The sequence below is a fragment of the Streptomyces sp. NPDC060002 genome (assembly GCF_042737245.1).
In the GTDB taxonomy this organism is placed as follows: Bacteria; Actinomycetota; Actinomycetes; order Streptomycetales; family Streptomycetaceae; genus Streptomyces.
Genome location: NZ_JBHWUW010000054.1, coordinates 1 through 16,664, shown reverse-complemented (window position 1 = coordinate 16,664; position 16,664 = coordinate 1). Strand labels below are relative to the sequence as shown.

The window sequence follows — 16,664 nt, the reverse complement described above, 5'->3', positions numbered from 1 at the left end:
GGTCCAGCAGGGAAGGCAAGCGAGGGTCATAGCTGTGCGGCCGTGCGGATCAGTCCCGCGAGGGCGAGGGAGCGGCTGTGCGCGGGCCAGGCGATGTGGGTGACGACGGGGGGTGCGTCGGTCAAGGGGACGGCGCAGTGCTCGGCCCACAGCCAGGCGCGGGCGGAGTCGGGGAAGACGGCCACGGTGCGTCCGAGAGCGATCAGCTGGGCCAGCTGCGTCTGATCGCGGATCTCGGGGCCCGGGCCGGGCGCGTACGTGCCGTGGCGGGGCCATCGGGCGAGTGGAAGATCGGGGACGTCGCTGACGTCGGCCAGGCAGAGAGTCTGGCGCGCGGCAAGAGGGTGCCCGGTGGGCAGGATGGCGATCTGCCCCTCGGTCATCAGTTCCTCGCTGTCGAACCCGGCGAGGGAGTTGAACGGCGCGTGCATGAGCGCCACATCGGCGCGGCCGTCGCGCAGCAGCTCCTCCTGCTCGCAGATGCCGCACGGCAGCACCTCGATCTCGGCGGCATCGGGCTCGGCCGCGTAGGCGTCGAGGAGCTTCTGCAGCAGCTCGTGAGACGCGGCGGCCTTCACCGCCAGCACGAGGCGGTGGCGGTCGTGGGGGCCGCCAGGCCTGTCGGCGCCACCGGCGCGGCGGGCGCGGCGAGCGGCAGCGGTGGTGGCGTCGAGGGCCGCGCGGCCCTCGTGCAGCAGCACCTCTCCGGCGCCGGTCAGGGCGACGCCGCGGCGATTGCGTTCCAGCAGGGAGACGCCGAGGCGCCGCTCGAGCCGCTGGATCGCCCGGGACAGCGGTGGTTGGGCCATGCCAAGGCGCTCGGCGGCGCGGCCGAAGTGCAGTTCCTCGGCGACGGCGACGAAGTACCTCAGCTCGCGGGTCTCCAGGTTGTCCACGGCCACAGAGTATCCCGGTGATACCTACCGGGTATGACAGGGAACCGTATCGGTGTTGGATGCACCGCTGGTCCGCGAGCGAACATCAGCGGCATGAGCGAAACGAAGACCGCGCTGGTGACCGGCGCGAACAAGGGAATCGGGTACGAAATCGCCACCGGGCTGGGCGCCCTCGGGTACCGCGTGGGTGTGGGCGCCCGCGACGGGGACCGGCGCGAGACCGCCGTGGAAAAGCTGCGCGCCGCCGGAGTGGACGCGTTCGGGGTGCCGCTGGACGTGACGAGCGGCCGGAGTGTCACCGATGCCGCGGAACTGCTCGAACGGCAGGCCGGGCGGCTGGACGTCCTGGTCAACAACGCCGGCATCTCGGGAGAGATGGGCCCGGGGTGGGTACAGGACCCGACCACGCTCGACCTCGACGTGGTCCGCACGGTCGTGGAGACCAATGTCATCGGTGTCATCCGGGTGACCAACGCGATGCTGCCGTTGCTGCGGCGCTCGGCGTCGCCCCGCATCGTCAACGTGTCCAGTTCCGTCGCCTCCCTGACCCGGCAGGCGGACCCGGACATCGAGATCGGCCCCGTCATGGCGGCCTACTCGCCGTCGAAGTCGTTCCTCAACGCCGTCACCGTGCAGTACGCCCGGCAGTTCGCCGGTACGAACATCCTGATCAACGCCGCCTGCCCGGGCCTGGTCGCGACCGACTTCACCGGCTTCCACGGGCCCCGCACTCCCGAGCAGGGCGCGGCCACGGCGATCCGGCTCGCCACGTTGCCCGACGGCGGCCCGACCGGTTCGTTCTTCGAGGACGACGGAGTCATCCCCTGGTGACCCCGGCATCAGGGGCGGCGGGCCGGTTCACTCCGGGTGGGCCGCCGCCTCCCGCTGGAGCTGCACCGCGGCCAGCAGGCTCAGCTTCGGCTCCGCCTTGCGCAGTGCCTTCACCGCCGCGACCGAGGTGATGTCCCCCTGGAAGCCGACGGCGTCGAGACGCGAACGGACCCAGCGGGCGCGCAGCCGTGTCTCTTCGGCGGCGGCGCTGGACGCCACGAGCGCGGCGGCGCGTTCCAGTCCCGGGCGCTCCTCGGGCGGCGCCTCGGCAAGCGCCTGGCGCAGTGCCGCGGCGACCACGTCCGCGTCCCGGATCGTCAGCACGAAGTTGTGCTTCTTGTTCAGCCCCGCGATTCCCGTCATGCGAGTCATCCTGGCCGTCAGCTTCCCCGTCTGCCAAGGAACTTGAGGAGCATCAGAGGATCGGGACCGGTCGGGACGGCTCGGGTGTACCGGGGTACCGGGGCACTCCCCGCCCCGGCGGCCCGCACCGCGCGGAGCGGGCGACGGGCGGGGCGCCCTGTCCGGCTGCGCCGCACGGAGGTCTTCGTGCGGCGCGGCCCTGGTGGCGGATCAGGTGATGCGCAGCCTGATCGTGCGGGATTCCGGGCGGAGGGCGAACTCGGGCCACACGTCCGGGCCACACGCGCGCGAGCCGAGCCCGTGTTGGGCGGCGTCGACGATCAGGTGACTCGTCGACGAACTCGGCAGTTCGAACGGATGTGCCGCTCGGGCGATCTCCTGAGGGGTGTGCCGGCTGAGGGTGAAGCCGGGGCGGCGTCCCTGTGTGTCGGGGAGCGCCTCGATGCGCAGCACTTCGGTGTCGGCGCTCGTCAGCGTCAACCGGCGCAGTGCGGAGCGGTGTCCGCTCTCCTGGGGACGCGCGTAGTCGACCGCCAGGTCGCGGACCGTGGCGGAGAAGCGGCCCGTGCGTGCCGCACGCAGGCTGTCGGGGTAGGACTCGAACGGGCCGAGACCGAACCACTCGGCGCCGTCGACGGGGGTGTCACCGTCGGGCAGGTCGAAACCGATCCCGATCCTCGGCCACACCGTGTTCCACCCGCGTGACGGCTCGATCTCCACCCGCAGTTCCACCTCGTCGCCCTCCAGCGACCAGATCGACTCGACCGTCACCCACGACCCGGAGTTCGCCGCGGAGACCTTGTCGACCGTGCGCAGGGCCCCGGTGGCGCACTCCACCGACACCCGGCGCGTGGTCAGCCGGTCGAGGCCGTCGCGCCGCCACAGCTCGGCGTTGGACACGCCGGCGATGTTCGCGTCGCTCTCCCCGACGTCGCCCCACGCGCCTTCGTCGTTGTCGGTCGGCGCACGGAACAGTTCCAGCCGCGGACCCGTCACCTCGCGGCCGCCGAGACGCGCGAGGGATCCTTCGACGAACTCGGCGTGGCCCAGCGTCAGCGTTCCGTCGCCGGGCCGCCAGCCGGTCCGGCGGCGCACAGCGCGTACGGGACGGTGAAGCGAGCGGTCCAGCTGGGCGGTCGCGATCACATGCCCTTGGTCCGCCCACGCGGTTCCGGCCGCCGGCACCGCCTCGACGGTGAGCCAGGTCTCGGCGTCCTGCGCCACCGGGATCCTCGGCAGCGGTACCCGTCCCGAGTCGCCCGCCACGATGACGGGAGCGTCCAGGGCGCCGGCGTCGACCGGCGTCCCGTCGTGCTCGACGCGCCAGCAGAAGCGCAGGTCGGACGTGTCGGAGGTGTGCCGCAGGTTCGTGATCGCCACCTGGTCGCCGTCGAAGGTGAAGCGGATCGGCTGGACGACGGCCTTGAACTCGTGGAGGCTCGGCGTCGGCACGTCGTCGCTCAGCAGCATGCCGTCCATGACGAAGTTCCCGTCGTGCACGACCTCCCCGAAGTCGCCGCCGTACGCGTAGTACGGCGTCCCGTCCGAAGTGGTGGTCAGGATGCCGTGGTCGCGCCACTCCCAGACGAAGCCGCCGTGCAGCCGCGGGTACGCGTGGACCAGCGCCTCGTACTGGTCGAACGCCCCCGGCCCGTTGCCCATCGCGTGGGCGTACTCGCACAGCAGGAACGGCTTGGTGCGCTGCCGGGCGCCCTGGGCGGGAGTGCAGTGGAGCAGCGGAGAACGGGATCCGTCGGTGCCGATCTGCTCGGTCTCCGGCACCGAGGCGTACATGCGCGAGTAGACGTCGGTGTACTCGCCGGTGTAGTCGCCCTCGTAGTGCACGGGCCGTTCGGCGTCGCGGGCGTGGACCCACGCCGACATGGCGGCGAGGTTGCTGCCGGTGCCCGCCTCGTTGCCGAGCGACCAGATCACGATGCTGGGGTGGTTCTTGTCGCGTTCGACGGTGCGCTCGATGCGGTCGAGGTACGCCTCACGCCAGGCCGGGTCGTCGCTGGGGTTGCCGACCCAGTCCACCTTCTCGAAGCCGTGCGTCTCGAGGTCGCATTCGAGGACGACCCAGAATCCGAGTTCGTCGGCGAGGTCGAGCAGGCGCGGGTGCGGCGGGTAGTGGCTGGTGCGGATCGCGTTCACGTTGAACCGCTTCATGCGGGCCAGGTCCTCGCGGGCGTGCTCCTCGTCGAAGACCCGGCCGCGCAGGGGATGGGTCTCGTGGCGGTTCACGCCGTGGAACACGACGCGACGGCCGTTGACGAGGAACCGGTCGCCGCGGATCTCGACCGTGCGGAAGCCCGCCCTCAGGGTGACGGTCTCCGCGGCCGTCGACACGGTCACGTCGTACAGGCGCGGCCGCTCGGCCGACCAGGGTTCCACGTCGGCGATGTCGAAGGGGGCCACCTCGGCCGGGGCGGACCAGGTGCGCTCGATCCCGAGTTCGGGGATGCGCAGGGTGACCGGGTAGGCCGTCGGCCCGGCGGTGATCTCCGCGTCGACCCGGCCGTGCCCGTCGGCGAACCCGGCCCGCAGCCAGACGTCCTCCAGGCCGCCGGCCGGCCGGGCGGTCAGGGTGACGTCGCGGAAGATTCCCGGCAGCCACCACTGGTCCTGGTCCTCCACGTAGCTGGCCGCCGACCACTGGTGCACCCGTACGGCGACGACGTTGTCGCCCGGGCGGACCGCGGACGTCACGTCGAATTCGTGGGCGAGCCGGCTGCCGGCGGCCCCGCCGATCTCCACCCCGTTCACCCATACCCGGAAGAGCGACTCGACACCGTCGAACCGCAGCACGACCCGCTCGGCGTCCGACCAGTCGGCGGGCATGTCGAAGCGGCGGCGGTGATCGCCGGTGGGGTTCTCGTCCGGGACGTGCGGCGGGTCGATGGGGAACGGGAACTGGACGTTCGTGTAGATCGGACGGCCGTGGGCCCCGTCGCCTTCGAGCACCCAGTGGGAGGGCACGGGCAGGTCGTCCCAGCCCTGGTCGTCGAAGTCCTCCGCCGCGAAGTCCTCCGCCACGGACGCCGTGGGCGACAGCCGGAACCGCCAGGGCCCGTTCAGCGAGAGGGAGGGCGCGTCGGAGTGCAGCCACGAGCGCGCCGGGCGCAGCGCGCCACGCCCCGGTGCGGTGTCCGAAACATGGAGGGAGAACTCGGAGAGCAAGAGGTCACGACTCTTTCCTGGTGACGAACGGAAACCGGGGGCCGGCGGCGGTCGCCGGCCCTGATACGAGCGGTACGGGCGGTCAGGCTGTGCGGGCGGGCTACCGGAGTACGAGGGTGCGGACCTCCCAGGGGCCGAGGGCGAGGTGGAGGTCGTCCGCGACCCGGGTGCGGGAGAGCGGACGGCCGAGCAGGTCGACGGTGGTGGCCTCGGTGAACGTCCCCGTCACCCGCACGGTCGACGCGGTGTCGCTCATCGCGGCCAGCCGGACCCCGGTGCCGGACCCGCGCTCGTCGTCGTCGACACGGCGGACGCCGGCCACGAGGACGTCCTCGCCGTCGACCCGCAGCCCGGCCCTGTCCGGGGGCAGGGCGGTTCCGCCGGGCGCGGTTGACGAGTTCGCCGACGGTGTGGTGCCCGTTGCTGTGCCCGGTGCCGCGGGTGACGAGCACGTCGTCGCGGAACTCCTCGGCGAGGGCGACCGCGTGCGTGCCCTGCCATCCGGCCGCCGAGGGGACGACGGCGAACCGGTTCTCGATGCGCATGCCGAGGTCCTGCGGCACCCGGAACGGGGATCTCGCTCGCCGCGGGTTCGTCCCGCAGGGGTGGAGGTTGACGCTGATCGAGCCGATCACGCGCCGCAGGGTGACGGCGAGTCCGCGGCCGTCTCCGACGCGTTCGTACTCGGTGGAGTGGTCGAGCAGGACGGTGGCGGCGCCGGCCGTCACGAACGTGCCGGCCGGGAAGGTCGGCAGCGGGTACTCGCCCCAGCCTCCCTCGGCGGTGAGCCCGTGCTCGGTGACGGCGAACCGTCCGGCGGCGGCCGTGCTCAGGGGTTCGGGCAGCGGCACGTGGAAGCGCAGCCGGTGGTCGGCGGTCGCCAGGTCCGCCGGGGTGTCCCGACAGACCGTGTCGCGGGCGCTCAACGACAAGGGCGAGATCGACGGCGACACCAGGCAGCGCGTGCTCGACGCGGCGCGCGCGCCCGGCTACCGTCCGAGCCGGTTCGCCCGAGGACGTCGTTGATCGTGATCTTCCGGGGCTCGGCCCCCGGTGTCGACACCAACGCCCACCTCCTTCTTCTCTTCTCGCGAACGCCGGTGCGCGCGCAGAGCCTGAGTATGCCTGGGCCGAAGGGTCGAACGAAGCCGGGTCTTCTCGCGCCCCGGATGCCGCCCGTGCCGAACTCCGGGAGCAAGGCCACGCGATCATCCCGCGTCTCCCGGTGCGCCGTTCCTCCCACGCACCGTCATCGGTGATCTTTTCCGTCCGTGCACCGGTCGCCACCCGCCGGACGGCTGACCGCGGCTCTGGATTCGGCGCCGGATCCGCTCGTCGCGCTCGGTCGTACGAGCCGCTTCAACGTGGTGGGCGCCGTCTCCTGAGCCGCACGGGCGGCGACGCCGACGGCACGGACCCGTCCGGCGCGGGACGGCGCAGGCGCGGAGCGGCTTCAGTCGTCGCGCCCTGCACCGCGATCGGGGGCGCTCATGTCCCCCGTCCCGGGCGTGCCGTCGGCGAGCCCGTAGCGCAGGTACACGGTGCCCTTCGGACCGGCGGCCGGCGGTTCGAGGAGTGTGACGTTCGTGGGCACCGCGCCACCGTCGAACACCTTCTTCCCGACGCCGAGCACGATCGGGTGCACCCAGAGGTCGAGGCGGTCGAAGAGTTTCTCGCGCAGAAGGGTCTGCACCAGGTTCAGGCTCCCGACGACCTTCACGTGCTCGTGCCGGTCACGGATCTCGCGCACCGCGCCGGCCAGATCCGGGCCGAGCTGCGTGGACCCGGCCCACGAGAGGTCGGGCCTGCCGCGGGAGGCCACGTACTTCGGGACGCGGTTGAAGAGCGCGGCGATCTCGTTGTCCTCGCCGCCCTCCTGGTACGGCCAGTAGGCGGCGAAGATGTCATACGTCCGCCGGCCGAGCAGGAGGGCGTCCGTGCCCTCGTACGCGGCAACGACCTGCGCCCCGGCGGACTCGTCCATCAGGGGCGCCTGCCAGCCGCCGAACGGGAACCCCTCCGGGTCCTCCTCGGGGCCGCCGGGCGCCTGCCCGACCAGGTCGAGGGTTGCGAACAGCTCGATGTGGATGAGGCCCATGTCTTACTCCCGAATTCGTTGTCCCGGTCGCTAGGTAGACCTGTGGGCGCCGGCAGACTCATCGCCGCCCAGCAGGGTTTTCGTGATCGCGCCAGATGTGGCCGGGAACGCCGGCCACTGTGGTCGCGGTCAGACGGGCGAGCACGCCGAGGCGCCCGCCGCGGACAGCGGCAGCCGGCAGATCGCGGCGAACCGGGCCGGCACGTCCAGGTTCCACAGCCGTACGGTCCCGTCGTTGCTGCTGCTGGCCACCGTCCGCCCGTCCGGGGCGAACACGGTGCCCCACACCGCGTTCGTGTGCCCGGTCAGCGTGGCCCACGGCCGCCGCTCGGCCACGTCCCACAGCCGCACCGTACGGTCACTGCCGCTGCTGGCCAGCAAGCGGCCGTCCGGGGAGAACGCGATGCCGCGCACCGAGCCGGTGTGGCCCCGCAACACCGCCGTGGGACGTTGCCGACGGACATCCCACAGGCGTACGGTCCCGTCGTTGCCGCTGCTCGCCAGCGCCCGGCCGTCCGGGCCGAACGCCACTGCGCGCACCGCGCCCGTGTGCCCGGTGAGCGTGGCCTGCGGCCTGCGGCCCACCACGTCCCACAGCCGTACGGTCAGATCGTCACCCGCGCTCGCGAGGGTGCGCCCGTCGGGGCTGAAGGCGACATCGTTGACGAAGTCCGAATGGCCGGTGAGCGTGGCCAGGGGGCGGCGGCCGCCCACGTCCCACAGCCGCACGGTACGGTCGGCGCCCGCCGACGCCAGCAGTGCGCCGTCCGGGGAGAACGCCACCGAGAACACGTCCCCGTGATGCCCGGCGAGCGTGTCGAGGAGACGGTGGGTGGCGACGTCCCACAGCCGGACCGTGCCGTCGGAACCGGCCGAGGCCAGCGTCCGCCCGTCGGGCGCGAACGCCACCGAGAACACGGCCGAGCGATGCCCCCGCAGGGTCGCGACGGACCGGTGCCGCGCCACGTCCCACAACCGCACCGTGTGATCGGTGTCGGCGGTCGCCAGCAGACTCCCGTCGGGGCTGTAGGCGGACTGCCAGATCTCGGTGTACGGGCGGGCCGTGAGCACCGGCCCGCCCAGGTCCCACAGCACCACCGACTGGTCGAACCCGGCGGTGGCGAGCACGCTCCCGCCGGCGTTCACGGCCACGCCCATCGTGTAGTCGGTGTGACCGGTGAGCGTCAGCGTCTGCGTCCCGCTGCGCACGTCCCACAAACGGGTCGTGCCGTCCCCTCCCGCGCTGACGGCCGTGGCGCCGTCCGGGGTGTAGGCGACCGCGTTGACGTCGTCGCTGTGGCCGGTCAGGACCGAGGTCGTCCGGTGCCGTGCCAGGTCCCACAGCCGTACGGTCCGGTCGGCTCCCCCGCTGGCCAGGCTCCGTCCGTCCGGCGCGAACGCCACGCCGTACACCTCGTCGGTGTGCCCTTCCAGCACTCCCGCCGGCCGGTCGCGCACCGTGTCCCACAGCCGGACGGTCCGGTCGGCGCCGGCCGACGCGAGTGTCCGGCCGTCCGGGGCGTACGCCAGCGCGTCGACCTGACCGACATGACCGGTGAAGGACACGACGCGGCGCCGCCGGTCCACGTCCCACAGCTCGACCGTGCCGTCACCCGCCGCGACGGCCAGCGTGCGGCCCCGGGGGTCGAAGGCCACGGCCCGGGCACCCTTGGTGCTCGCCGGCAGCACCACCTTCGTACGGTGGTCGGCCGCGCCCCACAGCTGCACCGGCACGTCCGTGGCACCCGCCGCGAGCGTACGGCCGTCGGGGCTGAAGGCGACCGACCGTACCCGCCCGGACATCTTGAAGGTGGCTGTCGTACGGCGGTCCGCGAGCCGTCGCAGCGTCACCGTGCCGTCCGAACTGGCCGTCGCCAGCGTGCGCCCGTCGGGCGCGAACGCCACCGAGTTGACCGGCCCGTGATGCCCACCGAGCCGGGCCGAGAAGGGCTGCGCCTGCGTGCTCAGGAGGGCGCCGCGCGCCTCGGGCGTCGCCTGTGAACGGTAGGCCTCCCCGGCGAGCCGCATCGAGGCCTCGGGCTGGCCGGCGGCCAGGGAGGCGGACTGCGCGGCGAGCGCCCGGGAACGGGCGACCCGCTCCTGGTGCAGCGCGTCCGAGCGCTGCTGGTACGCCAGGGCTCCGGCGACGACGGCGAGGGTCAGCAGCACGATCAGCGTGGCCAGCGTGCCCTGCCGGCGCCGGACCTGCCGCCGGGCCTGCCGCCGCCGGTCGTCCTCCTCGGCCCGGCTCGCGCGCAGGAACGCCTCCTCCTGCGCGCTGAGCCGGCTCCGGCCGTCCAGTTCCCCGGCCCACACCCGGACGGTGTCCAGCCGGGTGCCACGGTAGAGGGCGGACGGATCGCCGCCCTCGCGCTCCCACTCGCCGGCGGCGTGCGCGAGTTGCTGGTGGATCAGCAGTCCGTTCCGGTCGGCGTCGATCCAGCCGCGCAGCCGGGGCCAGGCGTGCAGCAGGGCCTCGTGGGCGATCTCGACCGTGTCGCGGTCGGCGGTGATCAGCCGGGCCCGGACAAAGGCGTCCAGGGCGGCCGTGGCGCCGTCCGTGTCGGCCGGCCGCTCCGTCAGCGCGGCCCGGCTCATCCGGCAGCGGGCCGGTCCGGTGCCGTCGGCGACGTGGACCAGGCGCACCAGAATCCTGCGGATCGTCTGCTGCTCGGCCGGGTACAGGCCCGCGAACACGTCCTCGGCGGTCCGTGCGACCGCCCCCCGGATCCCGCCGGTGCGCTCGTACCCCGCCACGGTCAGGGTGGCGCCCTCGCGCCGCTGCCAGGTGGTCAGCAGCGCGTGGGAGATGAGCGGCAGCGCACCGGACGGGGTGACGTCCGGCAGGGCGCGCCCGTCGTCCGGTCCGTCGCCAGGCGGTCCTCCCGGTTCGTCGCGCAGACCGGCGTCGCGCAGGAGCAGGGGGACGAGACCCGGCTGCAGGGTGAGTCCGGCGAGGTCGGCGGGGCGGGTGATCGCCTCCCGCAGCCCGGCGACGGACATGGGTGGCAGGACGAACAGCCCGTCGGTGAACACCGGTGCCAGCTCGGGGAGTTCGATGCACCTGCCGGACAGGTCGGCCCGTACGCCCAGGACCACGACGGCCGGATCACGGCCGGATCCGTCGGCCGGATCCGACGGGCGGCGGGACGTCGACACGGCGCACAGCACCTGGACGAAAGCACGTCGCTCCGCCTCGTCGGAGCAGAGCGTGAACAGCTCCTCGAACTGGTCGACGAGGAGCACCGGACGCACCGGCGGTGGCCGTCTGTCCCCGTCGGCGCACGCGCTGTCGTCCACCGCGCGCCGCACCGCTTCCAACAGGACCTCGGGCCGCTCCCGTAACTGCCGCACGGTGACGCCGAGATCGCCGTGCAGCGCCTTCGCCAAGCCGGTCAGCAGTTCCTCCAGCGGATGCGCGGTGGGCGTGAACGCCACCACCGGCCACCGCTCGGCGCCCGGCATGGGGAAGCCGCCGGCGTTCCGGAAGGCCGGTACGAGGCCGGCGTTGAGCAGGGACGACTTGCCGGCGCCCGAAGGGGCGACGACCATCAGGGGCCCGCTTCCGATCCGCTCGAAGACCCTTTCGACCAGGGCGGCGGTGACGCGCTCACGTCCGAAGAACCATCCCGCGTCCTGCGCGGTGAACGCCGACAGCCCCCGGTAGGGACAGATCCCGTCGAACTCCGTCCGCCCGGGCACGGCACCCTCGCCCCGCCCACCCCGCGTGTCGTCCGGGTCCTCCGGGTTCGCCGGGTTCGCCGGGTTCGCCGTCCGCTCGGGCTTCTCCGCGCCATCGGCTTCGCCGGCGCCTTCGGGGTCCTTCGTCAGCAGCCGCAGCAGCCCGCCCTCGGCCCGCAGGATCTGGTCGCAACGCCGTGCGACGTCGACGGTGGCTCGCTTCGCACCCGTCTCGATCTTGCTGAGGTAGCCCTTGCTGTAGTGCGTCTCCCGGGCCATGTCGGCCAGCGAGAGCCCGCGCTGCCGGCGGAGTCGTCTCAGCTGGGCGGGGAAGTCCAGAACGGGTCCGTCGATCGGCTGCGGTTCACATCGGTCGCCGGTGTGCTGCTGCTCCCCCACCACATCCCCCGGTGTCGCGCGCATGAGCCGTGAAACGGCCGACATCCACAGTACTGCGCGAATGTGACGGCCGATCAATTCTTTCACCGGCGTGGCGCGAGGGTATGGCGGAAACACGGACGTCCGGAACCGCGGCCGCGATTCCGGACGTACCCCCGTGAGAATGGCCCTACGGCCGGTTCAGCTTGATCGAGTTGACCGGCGTGAGGTCGGCCCACACACCCCTCGGAGGATTCCCGATGGTGTAGTTGCAGTTCGTGCCGCCGTAGTTCAGGCACAGTTCCGCCGAGGCACCACCGGTCTGGTTGTTGAGGACCCAGTGCCAGCCCACCTGGTTGCTCAGGTTGTGGGGTCCGTAGCTCCAGTAGATGTTGCTCGGGCTCTGGGCGGGGTTCTGGTTCTGCGGGTAGATACAGACAGCGCCGGACGGGCACCCGGCCCAGTCGGCGGCCGGCTTGGCTTCGGCCGTGCCGGTCAGCGCCACCATCGCCGTGGCGGCGGTGGCCAGTGCGACGGCCCCACTGAACAACTTGCGCATGTTTCCCCCTTGCGGTCGTCCTGCCTGGTCGCAGGTCGTGCTCGGTCTCTCGGCATCAGACTGGCCGCCGGGCCCCGAGAGGTCGACGGGTTTCCTGTTTCCCGTCACCACGGCAAACCGGGAAACCGGCCGCGATCAGCACGGTCCGCGGAAAGGAGGCAACCCGTGAAAGCGCAACGCCTGACGGAATCCGACCGGCCGGCCATACGGTCGCCCTGGGCTACGACATGAACCGCACGACTTCGTCCGAACCGGTGACCGACGTTTCCGACACAGCAGTCGCTGGAGACGGCCGTCGCAGGCGAAAATTGAATTACGGTCGACAGCGGCCCGCAGTAATAAGGATGTCCCGCTACTCGACGGATGCGCGGACCTTTGGCGGGGAAGCACCGTGTTCCTCTTTCCGGGCCGGGATTCCGCCTCCGTCTCACCGGTCCCGCCTGCCACCGCGCGGCGCCTGGTCCCGGGACGGTGCAGCCGGTGCGTCCCACCGGCAGACTCTTCGGTAACGTGAGGTTATGAGCCATCCGCATCCAGAACTCAAAACCGCCCCGCCGCTGCCCGAGGGCGGGCTGAGGGTGACCGCCTTGGGCGGCCTCGGCGAAATCGGTCGCAACATGACCGTCTTCGAGCATGCAGGCAAGCTGTTGATCGTGGACTGCGGTGTGCTGTTCCCCGAGGAGAACCAGCCCGGGGTGGACGTGATTCTGCCCGACTTCACCTCGATCCGGGACCGCCTGGACGACATCGTGGCCATCGTGCTCACCCACGGCCACGAGGACCACATCGGCGGCGTGCCCTACTTGCTGCGGGAGCGGTCGGACATCCCGGTCGTCGGCTCGAAGCTCACCCTCGCGTTCCTGGAGGCCAAGCTCAAGGAGCACGGAATCAGGCCCCGCACGGTGCGTGTGCGCGAGGGCGACCGGCGCGGCTTCGGCCCGTTCGACTGTGAGTTCGTGGCCGTCAACCACTCCATCCCGGACGGGCTCGCGGTGGCTTTGCGAACCGGAGCCGGGCTGGTGCTGCACACCGGCGACTTCAAGATGGACCAGTTCCCCCTAGACGACCGGATCACCGATCTGCGCGCCTTCGCCCGCCTCGGTGAGGAGGGCGTGGACCTGTTCCTCACCGACTCCACCAACGCCGAGGTCCCCGGTTTCACCACCTCCGAACGCGAACTGAACCCCGCGATCGAACAGGTCATCCGCACCGCGCCACGCCGGGTCATCGTCTCCAGTTTCGCCAGCCATGTGCACCGCATCCAGCAGGTCCTGGACGCCGCCCACCAGCACGGCCGCAAGGTGGCCTTCGTGGGCCGCTCCATGGTCCGCAACATGGGCATCGCCCGCGACCTCGGCTACCTCAAGGTCCCGTCCGGCCTGGTCGTGAACGCCAAGGAACTGGAGAAGCTGCCGGACCACCGGATCACCCTGGTGTGCACGGGCTCCCAGGGTGAACCGATGGCCGCCCTGTCGCGGATGGCCAACCGCGACCACGCGATCCGCATCGGCAAGGGCGACACCGTCCTGCTCGCCAGCTCCCTCATCCCCGGCAACGAGAACGCCATCTATCGGGTGATCAACGGCCTGACCCGGTGGGGTGCCAACGTCGTCCACAAGGGCAACGCCAAGGTGCACGTCTCCGGCCACGCCAGCGCCGGCGAGCTCGTCTACTGCTACAACATCGTCCGCCCCCGCAACGTCATGCCCGTCCACGGCGAGTTCCGTCACCTGCGGGCCAACGCCGACCTCGCCATCCGCACCGGCGTCGACCCCGACCGGGTCGTCATCGCGGAGGACGGTGTCGTCGTCGACCTCGTCGACGGCCGCGCCTCCATCACCGGCAAGGTGCCCGCCGGGAACGTCTACGTGGACGGCATGGAGGTCGGCGGCGCGACCGAGGCGTCCCTGAAGGACCGGGTCACCCTCGCCCAGGAGGGCGTCATCACGGTCGTGGCCATCGTCGACGCCGACACCGGCGCCCTCGCCGAGGCTCCCGACTTCCTGGCCCGCGGCTTCGTCCACGACGACACCACCTTCGAGCCGGTCATCCCCGTCATCGAGAAAACGCTGGCCAACGCCGCGCAGGAGGGCGTGGGCGACGCCCACCAGCTCGAACAGCTCGTCGCCCGCGCCGTGGCCAACTGGGCCTTCCGCACGCACCGCCGCAGGCCACTGATCATCCCCGTCATCATCGACGCCTGACCGGGCCCGCCGCCCCGGCCCCCGCCCCCGCGCCGGCAACGGCGCCCACACATCCACGAACGACAGAAAGGTGAACGGATGGGCCTGCGCTTCGAGGAGATCGACTGGCAACCGACACCGATCGGCGAGATCAGTCTGCGGCGGCGCCGCCACCCGGTCTCGGGAGACGACGTGTACGAGGTGAAGCTCGGCGACGAGTTCCTGATGTCCAGCCTCTTCACCGCCGGCGAGATCGCGCTCACGGAACTCGGACTGGCCGAGCTGCCGGACACCGGCCGGCCCGAGCTGGACGTGGTCGTCGGCGGACTCGGGCTCGGCTACACCGCCCAGGCGGCCCTGGACGACCCCCGGGTGCGCTCGCTGACCGTGATCGATGCGCTCGCCCAAGTCATCGACTGGCACCAGCGGCACCTGGTGCCCCTCGGAGCCCAGCTGGCCTCGGACCCCCGCTGCCGCCTGGTGCACGGCGACTTCTTCGCGCTGGCCGCCGACCCCGGCGGCCTGGACCCCGAGACCCCGGGCCGTCGCTTCCACGCCGTCCTGCTGGACGTCGACCACTCACCACGCCATGTGCTCCACCCGAGCCACGCGGCCCTCTACGAACCCGCCGGGCTCCGTGCCCTCGCCGAACACCTCCACCCCGGCGGGGTGTTCGCCCTGTGGTCGAACGACCCTCCCGACGAGCAGTTCACCTCCGCGCTCACGAAGGTCTTCGCACAAGCGGCCGCCCAAGTCGTCGACTTCGACAACCCCCTGCAGGGCGGTACCTCGACCAACACCGTCTACGTGGCCCGCAAAGCACCGGGCACACCGTAGACAGCACGCAGCCCGAGACGACCCTGGGAGCGGAGTGCACGGGGAGCGGGAGGAGACGACCGCTACCAGATCAGGCACCAGTAGTGCTGAGATGTGCCGATACCGACTCGGCCGACCTGCGGCACCAGCTCGGGGTCGGGGTCGCCCAGAGCCGACAGGGAGCACGCCGGGTCACCCACCGTCCCTGAGGCGGCCATGCGCTGAGCAGCGGCCTGAGCCACGGAGGACGTGTACCAGATCGTCGCTGCCGCCGGGCTGTCTCCGGTGGTCGGCGACTGCGCGGGTACCGGGGTCGAAGACCGGGCGGGCGCCGGGGCCGTAGGCAGGGCGGGTACCGGAGTCGAAGACAGGGCGGACACAGTCGGCGTCGACGTCGGCGTGGGTCGCGGCGGTGCCGTCGCGGTGAGCGATGGCTGTGGTGACCGTGCGGGCGCCTCGGACCGTACCGGCGGCTCGGACCGTACCGGCGTCTGCGACCTTCCCGGCGTTTCGGTCCGTCCCGGCGTTTCGGTCCGTCCCGGCGCCGAGGTCGTCTTGGGCGCGGCTGAAGACCGCGCGGTGGAAGGGACGCGGTCAGGTGTCCCACGGTGGCTGGGGCGCGTGGGGTGCCCGGCCGTCGCCGTGGAGGGGGCGGCGCGGGTCTCCGTGGGGGCGGGAGGCGCCGTACCTGAGGTCTTCGGCGCGGACGTCGCGGAGGGCAGTGGGTCGAGCGTGGGCAGGGACAGGTCACTCGACGCCGACGGCGCCGGTCTGGGGGTGCCGCCGTCCGACGCCGTCAGGGCCCACGTCCCCAGGCCACCCGCCACGAGGACGGCTGCCCCACCCACGATCCACGGCGCCCTGCGTGGTGGACTTCGGTGACGGCTCATGCATCCCACTGTCTTCCTGTCCGCAGGCGTTCTCAAGCGGTGGGGCGCTGTGCCGGTGGCCCGGCGTGCCTTCCTCGGCGGCCGTGCGCAGGCGTGATCCAGGGGCCTGGCCACTCCCCCGGCCCCTCGCCGAGCGGCGGACATCCGGTCCGGGAGCGGCCGGTCACTCCGATCCTGCTGGAGGACGAGCCGCGCCGGGCAGCCAGGGGGCAGCCCTCTCGCGGGCCGCGCAGAGTCTGAGGCCGCGCCTGCCGGGCTCACCGCCACGGTGATCTCCACCCGGCGGCACGGAGCGCCGAACAGCCGGCGCGGTCGGCCGGTCGAGCTGTGCGGGCCGGGGGACGGGACGCCCTTGGGCCGTCCGGAGCCGTCGTTTCCCGATGTGTCCCAGGAGCCGCTGCCGCGTCGCGCTCGGCGTGAGGTGTCACCGAGCGGCGCATATACCGCTCGCATACCAGCACTTCACCGTTCGCCGGTCCCGCCGCCCTAGCTTCGGGTGCACCGGTCGGCGATCGCCGGCCGGCCCGACGAAGCCCATCGGAGGTTCACCATGGCCGACGAACTCGAGCCCACCGCCGAAGACATCGTGGAGGGTGCGGAGACCGAGGAGGCGCCGGAGGTCGAGGCGCACTCCGCCGAGCAGGTGCTGGGGCTCCAGGGCATCAGCATCGACGACGAGACCGGCATCGACGCCCCGGCTGCGGGCAGTTGCAGCTCCTGCCTCGGCTCGACGTGCATGTGACCCCCTGACGTACGCCGCGTCCGGCCGGCCCGGTGGTGGTCCGCCAC

At 72.2% G+C, this 16,664-nt stretch carries 12 protein-coding genes and 1 pseudogene; 5 read left to right on the top strand and 8 right to left on the bottom strand.

Going from position 1 to position 16,664, the window contains the following annotated elements:
• Positions 1-26: 26 nt before the first annotated feature.
• A complete protein-coding gene (locus ACFWBD_RS33545; protein ID WP_385675253.1) occupies positions 27-896 on the bottom strand; it encodes a LysR family transcriptional regulator in 870 nt (289 codons plus the stop codon).
• 93 nt (positions 897-989) lie between these two features.
• Here ACFWBD_RS33545 and ACFWBD_RS33540 point away from each other — a divergent pair, with 93 nt between their 5' ends.
• Positions 990-1,727, top strand: coding sequence for an SDR family oxidoreductase (locus ACFWBD_RS33540; RefSeq protein WP_385675250.1), 738 nt, complete (start codon positions 990-992; stop codon positions 1,725-1,727).
• Between the two features lie 27 nt (positions 1,728-1,754).
• Here the strand turns inward: ACFWBD_RS33540 and ACFWBD_RS33535 are convergent, their stop codons facing one another.
• The 3 genes from ACFWBD_RS33535 to ACFWBD_RS33525 all read right to left on the bottom strand — a co-directional run bounded on the left by ACFWBD_RS33535 (position 1,755) and on the right by ACFWBD_RS33525 (position 5,592).
• Positions 1,755-2,090, bottom strand: coding sequence for a hypothetical protein (locus tag ACFWBD_RS33535; protein ID WP_385675247.1), 336 nt, complete (start codon positions 2,088-2,090; stop codon positions 1,755-1,757).
• A 210-nt stretch (positions 2,091-2,300) separates the two neighbouring features.
• Positions 2,301-5,270 (bottom strand): glycoside hydrolase family 2 TIM barrel-domain containing protein, encoded by a 2,970-nt coding sequence (locus ACFWBD_RS33530; protein ID WP_385675245.1) that lies wholly within the window; start codon positions 5,268-5,270, stop codon positions 2,301-2,303.
• A 100-nt stretch (positions 5,271-5,370) separates the two neighbouring features.
• Positions 5,371-5,592: a glycosyl hydrolase-related protein gene (locus ACFWBD_RS33525; protein WP_385675242.1), complete on the bottom strand. Its 222-nt coding sequence runs from the start codon at positions 5,590-5,592 to the stop codon at positions 5,371-5,373.
• 503 nt (positions 5,593-6,095) lie between these two features.
• On the opposite strand from ACFWBD_RS33525, the pseudogene ACFWBD_RS33520 reads away from it, so the two are divergent.
• Positions 6,096-6,287, top strand: a pseudogene (locus tag ACFWBD_RS33520) (LacI family DNA-binding transcriptional regulator); the annotation flags it as partial.
• 436 nt (positions 6,288-6,723) lie between these two features.
• Here ACFWBD_RS33520 and ACFWBD_RS33515 read toward each other — a convergent pair.
• The 3 genes from ACFWBD_RS33515 to ACFWBD_RS33505 all read right to left on the bottom strand — a co-directional run bounded on the left by ACFWBD_RS33515 (position 6,724) and on the right by ACFWBD_RS33505 (position 11,986).
• Positions 6,724-7,368, bottom strand: coding sequence for a dihydrofolate reductase family protein (locus tag ACFWBD_RS33515; RefSeq protein ID WP_385675239.1), 645 nt, complete (start codon positions 7,366-7,368; stop codon positions 6,724-6,726).
• 129 nt (positions 7,369-7,497) lie between these two features.
• The gene (locus tag ACFWBD_RS33510; RefSeq protein ID WP_385675236.1) at positions 7,498-11,493 is read right to left on the bottom strand and encodes a helix-turn-helix domain-containing protein; all 3,996 of its coding nucleotides are present in this window, start codon (positions 11,491-11,493) and stop codon (positions 7,498-7,500) included.
• A gap of 124 nt (positions 11,494-11,617) precedes the next feature.
• Complete coding sequence (locus ACFWBD_RS33505; RefSeq protein ID WP_351765466.1) at positions 11,618-11,986, bottom strand: hypothetical protein; 369 nt, start codon at positions 11,984-11,986, stop codon at positions 11,618-11,620.
• A gap of 518 nt (positions 11,987-12,504) precedes the next feature.
• On the opposite strand from ACFWBD_RS33505, the gene ACFWBD_RS33500 reads away from it, so the two are divergent.
• Both ACFWBD_RS33500 and ACFWBD_RS33495 read left to right on the top strand, forming a co-directional pair.
• The gene (locus ACFWBD_RS33500) at positions 12,505-14,190 is read left to right on the top strand and encodes a ribonuclease J (RefSeq protein WP_385675233.1); all 1,686 of its coding nucleotides are present in this window, start codon (positions 12,505-12,507) and stop codon (positions 14,188-14,190) included.
• A gap of 78 nt (positions 14,191-14,268) precedes the next feature.
• On the top strand, positions 14,269-15,006 hold the full coding sequence (locus ACFWBD_RS33495) for a spermidine synthase (protein WP_385675231.1): 738 nt from the start codon (positions 14,269-14,271) through the stop codon (positions 15,004-15,006).
• Between the two features lie 62 nt (positions 15,007-15,068).
• Here ACFWBD_RS33495 and ACFWBD_RS33490 read toward each other — a convergent pair whose 3' ends face one another.
• Positions 15,069-15,227: a hypothetical protein gene (locus ACFWBD_RS33490; protein ID WP_385675228.1), complete on the bottom strand. Its 159-nt coding sequence runs from the start codon at positions 15,225-15,227 to the stop codon at positions 15,069-15,071.
• A gap of 1,198 nt (positions 15,228-16,425) precedes the next feature.
• Between ACFWBD_RS33490 and ACFWBD_RS33485 the strand changes: the two genes are divergently transcribed.
• Positions 16,426-16,617 (top strand): hypothetical protein, encoded by a 192-nt coding sequence (locus tag ACFWBD_RS33485; protein ID WP_385675226.1) that lies wholly within the window; start codon positions 16,426-16,428, stop codon positions 16,615-16,617.
• The last annotated feature ends 47 nt before the right edge of the window (positions 16,618-16,664 follow it).